General features: G+C 70.5%; 7 protein-coding genes and 1 pseudogene. 3 read left to right on the forward strand and 5 right to left on the reverse strand.

Annotated features, from left to right (window positions below; all coding sequences use genetic code 11):
* From ABYX71_RS09525 to ABYX71_RS09540, 4 genes are all read right to left on the reverse strand, one after another.
* A partial coding sequence (locus ABYX71_RS09525) for an HAD family hydrolase (RefSeq protein WP_372696268.1) occupies positions 1–354 on the reverse strand: 354 nt, incomplete at its 3' end.
* A 38-nt stretch (positions 355–392) separates the two neighbouring features.
* Positions 393–1,313 (reverse strand): AEC family transporter, encoded by a 921-nt coding sequence (locus ABYX71_RS09530; protein ID WP_372696269.1) that lies wholly within the window; start codon positions 1,311–1,313, stop codon positions 393–395.
* Between the two features lie 101 nt (positions 1,314–1,414).
* Entirely contained in the window at positions 1,415–2,017 is a 603-nt protein-coding gene (locus ABYX71_RS09535) for a glutathione S-transferase family protein (RefSeq protein ID WP_372696270.1), read from the reverse strand.
* Between the two features lie 20 nt (positions 2,018–2,037).
* Complete coding sequence (locus tag ABYX71_RS09540; protein ID WP_372696271.1) at positions 2,038–2,688, reverse strand: class II aldolase/adducin family protein; 651 nt, start codon at positions 2,686–2,688, stop codon at positions 2,038–2,040.
* A gap of 137 nt (positions 2,689–2,825) precedes the next feature.
* Here ABYX71_RS09540 and ABYX71_RS09545 point away from each other — a divergent pair, with 137 nt between their 5' ends.
* Positions 2,826–3,524 carry a glutathione S-transferase N-terminal domain-containing protein gene (locus ABYX71_RS09545; RefSeq protein WP_372696272.1) on the forward strand — a complete coding sequence of 233 codons (699 nt, stop codon included), beginning with the start codon at positions 2,826–2,828 and terminating at the stop codon, positions 3,522–3,524.
* Between the two features lie 114 nt (positions 3,525–3,638).
* Here ABYX71_RS09545 and ABYX71_RS09550 read toward each other — a convergent pair whose 3' ends face one another.
* Positions 3,639–4,175, reverse strand: coding sequence for a hypothetical protein (locus ABYX71_RS09550; RefSeq protein WP_372696273.1), 537 nt, complete (start codon positions 4,173–4,175; stop codon positions 3,639–3,641).
* 97 nt (positions 4,176–4,272) lie between these two features.
* Between ABYX71_RS09550 and mrcB the strand changes: the two genes are divergently transcribed.
* Positions 4,273–6,573: a penicillin-binding protein 1B gene (gene mrcB / locus ABYX71_RS09555; protein ID WP_372696274.1), complete on the forward strand. Its 2,301-nt coding sequence runs from the start codon at positions 4,273–4,275 to the stop codon at positions 6,571–6,573.
* Positions 6,546–6,767, forward strand: a pseudogene (locus tag ABYX71_RS09560) (hypothetical protein); the annotation flags it as partial. The gene mrcB and the pseudogene ABYX71_RS09560, both read left to right, overlap by 28 nt.

Raw genomic sequence — 6,767 nt, forward strand, 5'->3', positions numbered from 1 at the left:
CAGGTGTGTCAGCAGCTGTTCCAGCAGCGCCGTGGGCACGCTGGAGCACAGGCTCAGCGCCACGCCACGCAGGCGGCACACATGCAGCAGCGCCGGCACATGGTCGAACAGCGGCGCCTCTTTCATGCGCGCGGCGAAGCGATCGAAGAACACGGCGTCGATCTGTGCCCGCGGCACGTCGCCGATGAAGCGCCGGTAGAAGCGCTCCACCGGCAGCGTGAACTCGCGCCGGTAGGTGGCCTCGTCGACCGCGGCGGCGCCGAAGTGCGCCAGCGTGTCGTTGGTGGCGGCCAGTGTCAGGGCGCGGTCGTCGGCCAGCGTGCCGGCCCAGTCGAGAATGAGGTGGCGGATCATGGCGTCGCCCGGTGGCTTCGGCGCATTGTCGGGGCCGCTCAGGGCATCAGCAACTGCCGATACAGCGGCGCCAGCAGCAGGTAGAGCAGGATCGAGGCGGTCAGCGCGGCACCGTACAGCTCGGTGTCCAGCCGGTAGCGGTGGGTCAGGATGATGCCCACCGCCGGGCAGGCGGAGGCCATGACCACCGCCAGTATCGCCAGTGTTTCGCCGCGCAGGCCGAGCGCGTAGGCGAAGGCCACGCCCAGCGCCGGTCCGAGCACCTGGCGTACCAGCAGCGCCGGCACGGCGGCGCCGAGCCGGCGCATGGCGCCCAGGCGCAGCGACAGGCCGACCACGAACACCATCAGCGGGATGGCGGCGTCGCCGATGTAGCGCAGCATGCCGACCAGACGATCGGGCACCGGAATGCCGAGCAGGTTGACCGCCAGCGCCAGGAACACGGCCCAGGCCGGCGGCAGGCGCAGAATCTCGCGGCCCAGCGACACCGGTGTCTGGCCCTCGGCGTGGCGTGCCGCCACGGCCACGCCGACGGTCCAGATCAGCAGGATGGTGGCGATGATGTCGTAGGCGAACACCACCGCCATGGCGTCGCTGCCGAACAGGCTGACCACCACCGGCAGGGCGATGGAGCCGTTGGCGAAGCCGGCGGCCAGCAGCATGGCACCTTGACCCTGGCGCGACAGCCCGGTCCGCCGGCCCAGCAGGCGATAGGCCGCGGCGGCCAGCAGCAGGCCCCCCAGGCTGCACACGTAGCCGGCGGCCGGGATGACCGCCAGGGCGGCGTTCAGCGGCGCCCGCGACATGATGGCGAAGATCAGCGCCGGACCCATCAGGTAGATCATCAGCATGTTCAGCGCTTGCGCCAGATGGGCGGCGTCGACGCCGCCGGGGCTGTGGCGCCGCCACAGCCAGCCGGCAGCAAGGGTCATGAATACGGGTAGCAGGTCGAGGTACACGGAAATCCGTTTCGCAAAAGAAACACCGCCGGCAGCGGCGTGCGCTGCCGGCGGTGTCGGGTGAATGAAGGGGGCGGTTCGAGTGGGCGAGCGACCCCGGTTCAGGAAGGTTGTGGCACGGTGGCCTGCATGGACGGCCGCTGACTGAAGGCGTCCTGCCAGGCAGCCAGGGCCGGGTGGGCGTTGCGCCAGGCCAGTTCCGGCAGACGGAAATCGAGGTAGCCGAGCGCCACGGCGAACTCGATGTGGGCCAGCGTCACCTCGTCGCCGAGGGCCGACACGTCCTGCTCCATGACCGCCAGGCCGCGCTGGATGGCGCGCTGCTGGCGGTCGGTCCACGGCGCCCAGCGCATGTCTTCCGGACGCAGCAGTTCCATGCGGGCGGTGACCGCGGCATCCAGCACGCCATCGGCCAGGGCGGCGCGGCGCAACACGTCAAAGCGTGCGGCGCCGTCCGGGATCAGCCGCGGCGTCGGCGCCAGGCTGTCGAGGTATTCGCAGATTACCCAGCTGTCGTACAGGCAGCGACCGTCGTCCAGGCGCAGCGCCGGCACCTTGCCCAGCGGGTTGGCGTCCAGCAGCGTGGCCGGGTCTTCCAGCGGGCTGACGACGACTTCCTCGACCCGGTCGGCCAGCCCTTTCTCGAGCACGGTCACCCGGGCCTTGCGCGAATACGGCGACGGCTTGGCGTAGATCAGTTGCATGGCGGTTCTCCTCAGCGGTGTTATTGGGCACGCTCCTGGCGGCCATAGTCCTTGAAACTGTCCAGCACGCGTCGCATCTCGGCCGCGCCGAGCAGTACCGGCGTGCCCGTGGCCAGGGCCGCGCAGTACTGGCCGGCCAGGGCTTCGATTTCCTCGGCCAGGGCCAGTGCCGCCGGCAGGTCCGGCCCGGTGGCGATGACGCCATGATTGGCCAGCAGGCAGGCGTGGCGGTCTGCCAGCGCGGCCAGCGCATTGGCTGACAGCTCGGCGGTGCCGAAGGTGGCGTATCCGGCACAGCGGACGTTGTCACCGCCGGCGGCCGCGACCATGTAATGGAACGCGGGTATCTCGCGGTGCTGGCAGGCCAGGGCGCTGGCGTACTGCGAATGGGTGTGCACGATGGCTGCGACCTCGGGGCGGGCGGCATAGATGTCGCAGTGAAAGCGCCATTCCGATGAGGGCCGCAACTGTCCCGAGGCGGGCACGCCACGCTCGTCCAGCCGAACCAGGTCGCCGCTGCGCAGCGCGTCGTAACGCACGCCGGTCGGGGTGATCAGGAAGCCGCCCGGGACGCGGGCGCTGAGGTTGCCGGAGGTGCCGCGGTTCAGCCCGGCATGCACGCTGGCACGCGCGGTATCGACCAACAGTTGGCGAAGTGCACTCTCGTCCACGGGGCGGGTCAAAGGAAGCAGGCTGCCGAGCGACCGAGCGGTCAGGGCGGCGTGAGTATGCCACAGGCCGCGCCGCGGTCCGCCTGGCCGGGCGGGCCTGGAATGGCCCCGACTGCGGACATCTTCGGGAGGTTCCCATGATCGACCTGTACATGTGGCCAACGCCGAACGCCCACAAAGTGACGCTGTTTCTCGAGGAAACCGGCCTTCCGTACCGCACGGTGGAAGTCAACATTGGCGCCGGGGATCAGTTCAAACCCGAGTTTCTGGCCATCGGGCCGAACAACAAGATGCCGGTCATCGTCGACTCGGACGGCCCGGACGGACGGCCGATCAGCGTGTTCGAGAGCGGGGCGATACTCATCTATCTGGCCGAGAAGACCGGCCGCTTCCTGCCCGCCGACCCGCGAGGCCGCTGCGAGGTCCTGCAATGGCTGATGTTCCAGATGGCGAGCGTTGGTCCCATGCTCGGGCAGGCACACCATTTCCGCGACTACGCGCCGGAAACGCTGCCCTATGCGATTGACCGCTATACCAACGAGTCGCGGCGCATCTACGGCGTGGTGGACACGCGCCTGGCCGGTCGCGACTACGTGGCGGGCGAGTATTCGATTGCCGACATGGCCATCTATCCCTGGTTCCTGCACCACGAGCGCGAGGGCGTGGACCTCGCCGGGCTGCCGCAGGTGCGTCGCTGGATGGACGCCATCGCCGCGCGGCCGGCTACGGCGCGCGCCCTGGCCGTGATGGCCGAGCGGCGGCCGGCCAAGCCTGGGCCGCAGGACGAGGCGCAGCGGCAGATCCTGTTCGGCGCCGAGCAGTACCGGCGGCACTGACCGGTGGCGGGCGTCCTGCCCGCAGGGCAGGGGCCACGAAGGCAGGGGGCCGGACGGGGCGTGGGATCCGCGCAAGACGAATCCGTGCGCTTGGCTCGGGGCGGCGTCGCGCGTCTAGCCGCTCAGGCGGGCGGTGTATTCGAGTACCCGCTCGAAGGCATAGGGTTCTTCCGCGCCAGTGTCCGGATCCCACAGGCTGCGTCCGGGGCGTTGCATCAGGTCGCCACCGTACACGTGCAGGCCGCCGTTGAGGTCGTCGCGCGGGTTGGCCACGGCATGGATCAGCTGCGGATTCATCACGAACACGTCGCCCGATCGCAGGCTGCGCAGGCCGTCGTCGACCAGGCCGCCGTCGCCGCGGCGGTACAGGTGGTTGTCCTCTTGTCCGGCGTAGATGCCGATCACGCCCCACATGCAGTGGTTGTGGATGGGGCTGCGGCTGTGCGGCGCGCTGACCACGTGGGCCACGGTCAGGGCGTCGGAGCGGAACAGCGGCACCACCCCCGGCGTGTCGGCATCCGCCGCCAGAGCGGTAGCCACGGCCTGGGGATCACGCAGCGCCTCGGTCAGTACGCTGGCGATGTGGCCGGCGGGATCGGCGCTGCGCAGCGCCGCCTGACAGTCGGCGACGAAACGGTCGGTGTTGAACATGGTGGTTCCCCCTCGCTGGATGTTCACCGGCAGTCGCGGTGTCGCCCGGCCGGCGCGCTAGACTAGTACGTTACGTCCTTTCACGCTGCCGCCGCCCATGCCGAAATCGCGTTCTCGCCGCCCTGCCTACCGCCGCTGGCTGGCCTGGTTGCTGCCTGTGGGGCTGATTGGCGCCGCTGCCGTGGCGCTGTACGCGGTGCACCTGGATCGGGTCATTCGCGACAAGTTCGAGGGCCAGCGCTGGGCATTGCCGGCGCGGGTGTTCGCCCGGCCGCTGGAGCTGTATGCGGGGGCACCGCTGGACCAGCGGCGTGTGCGCGAGGCGCTCGATCGCCTTGGTTACCAGAACGACGACCCGGTGGGTGCAGGCACGTACGCGGTGCGCGGCGCGCGGCTGATCGTATACACACGCGGATTTCAGTTCTGGGATGGCGCCGAGCCGCCGCGCAAGGTGGAGATCCGCTTCGACGGCCGTCAGGTGACCGGCCTGAGCGGCGACCAGGGCGAACTGCCCCTGCTGCGCCTGGAGCCGGAATTCATCGGCGGTTTCTATCCGGCCAGCAACGAGGACCGGCTGCTGGTGCGCCTGGACGAGGTGCCGCCGGTGCTGATCCAGGCGTTGCTGACGCTCGAGGATCGCGATTTCTACCGCCACGTGGGCATTTCGCCGCGTGGCATCGCCCGTGCCCTGTGGGCGGATCTGCGTGCCGGTGCCATGGTCCAGGGTGGCAGCACGCTGACGCAGCAGCTGGTCAAGAACTACTTTCTCACCGCGGACCGCACGCTGTGGCGCAAGGCCACCGAGGCCATCATGGCGGTGCTGCTGGAAAGTCACTACAGCAAGGACGAGATCCTCGAGGCCTACCTGAACGAGGTGTTCCTGGGACAGGTCGGCACGCGCAGCATTCACGGCATGGCCCAGGGCGCCATGCTGTATTTCGGCCGCCCGCTGGGCGAACTGGACACCGGACAGCTGGCGTTGCTGGCCGGGATGGTGCAGGCACCGTCCTCGTATGATCCGCGCCGGAATCCCGAGCGGGCCACCGCCCGACGCAACCTGGCACTGCGCCTGCTGGCCGAGCAGGGTGTGCTGACCGAGCAGCAGGCGGCCGCGGCGCAGGCCAGGCCGCTGGGCGTGGTCAAGCGCACGGCGCTGGCCACGGCGCGTTACCCGGCATTTCTGGATCTGGTGCGGCGCCAGTTGCAGCGCGATTACCCGGAAGAGGTGTTGCGCAACGACGGCCTGCGCATCTTCGCCACCATGGATCCGGCGGTGCAGGCGGCGGCCGAGGCGGCGGTCACCGGCCAGGGGGCGGCGATTGCCAAGTCGGCCGGCAAGCCGGACCTGCAGATGGCGGCCGTGGCGGCGGACGTGGCCACCGGCGAGGTGCTGGCGCTGGTCGGCGATCGCGACCCGCGCTTCGACGGCTACAACCGGGCCCTGGACGCGCGCCGGCAGATCGGCTCGCTGGCCAAGCCGGCGGTGTATCTGACCGCGCTGTCCGAGCCGCAGCGCTTCAATCTGGCAACGCCGCTGGACGATCAGCGCATGTCCGTGGGCCTGCCCAACGGCGACCGCTGGCAGCCGCGCAACGCCGGCAACGACTACGCCGGTCGCATTCCGCTGTTGCGCGGCCTGGCCGAGTCGCGCAACAGCGCCACCGTGGCGCTTGGCCTGCAGGTGGGCGTGCCGAACGTGCTCAAGACGCTGCGGGCGCTGGGCGTGCGCCGCGACCTGCCGCCGGTGCCGTCGGTCATGCTGGGTGCGGTGGAACTGACACCGTTCGAGACCACGCGCATGTACCTGACGCTGGCTGCCAGCGGGTTTCGCCTGCACCTGCGCGGCATTCATGCGGTGACCGACGCCGAAGGCACGCCGCTGGCCAGCTATCCGCTGTCGGTGGAGCAGAAGCTCGACCCGGCGGCCGTGTTCCTGGTCAACACCGCCCTGCAGGAGGTGGCACGCAGCGGCACGGCGCGCGCCCTGGGGCGGGTGCTGCCCGGCCTGAACATCGCCGGCAAGACCGGCACCACCAACGATGGCCGTGACTCGTGGTTCGCCGGCTTCACCGGCAACACCGTGGCGGTGGTGTGGATGGGGCTCGACGACAACCGCAAGACCGGCCTGTACGGCGCCAGCGGCGCCATGCGCGTGTGGGCCGACCTGATCGGCCGGCTGCCGGCGGTGCCGCTCACCCTGGCCGAGCCGCCGGGTGTGCACTGGGTGCAGGCGCCCGACGGCCCGTGGTTGCCGGCGGCCCTGTGCCCCGGAGGTCTTGGCCTGCCGGTGTTCGACAGCGGCACGCCGCCCGGCGCCGTGCCGTGCGACGGCACACAACTCCCTTCCCCCACAGACGAGGACGATGACGCATGGCGCTGGCTGCGCAGGCTGTTCTGATTTCCGGTTCGCAGGCCGGGCGGCGTCGCCGCCTGGGGTTGCTGAGCGCGCTGTTGCTGGCCGGTTGCGCCAGTGCGCCATCGCCACGGCCACCGGCGCCGGCGCCGGAACCACCGCCGGCGGCACAGCCGACGCCACCGCCGCCCGCGCCGCAGCCGCCGCCACGTCCGGTGCCGCCGCCGGCGCCGGCCAGG

The sequence above is a fragment of the Immundisolibacter sp. genome, from assembly GCF_041625615.1.
Classification (GTDB): domain Bacteria; phylum Pseudomonadota; class Gammaproteobacteria; order Immundisolibacterales; family Immundisolibacteraceae; genus Immundisolibacter.

What these genes read in the sequence shown, in the direction of transcription:
- ABYX71_RS09535 (WP_372696270.1), bottom strand. Translation starts at nt 2,017, where the DNA reads ATGCAACTGATCTACGCCAAGCCGTCGCCGTATTCGCGCAAGGCCCGG.
- ABYX71_RS09550 (WP_372696273.1), bottom strand. Translation starts at nt 4,175, where the DNA reads ATGTTCAACACCGACCGTTTCGTCGCCGACTGTCAGGCGGCGCTGCGC.
- mrcB (WP_372696274.1), top strand. Translation starts at nt 4,273, where the DNA reads ATGCCGAAATCGCGTTCTCGCCGCCCTGCCTACCGCCGCTGGCTGGCC.
- ABYX71_RS09545 (WP_372696272.1), top strand. Translation starts at nt 2,826, where the DNA reads ATGATCGACCTGTACATGTGGCCAACGCCGAACGCCCACAAAGTGACG.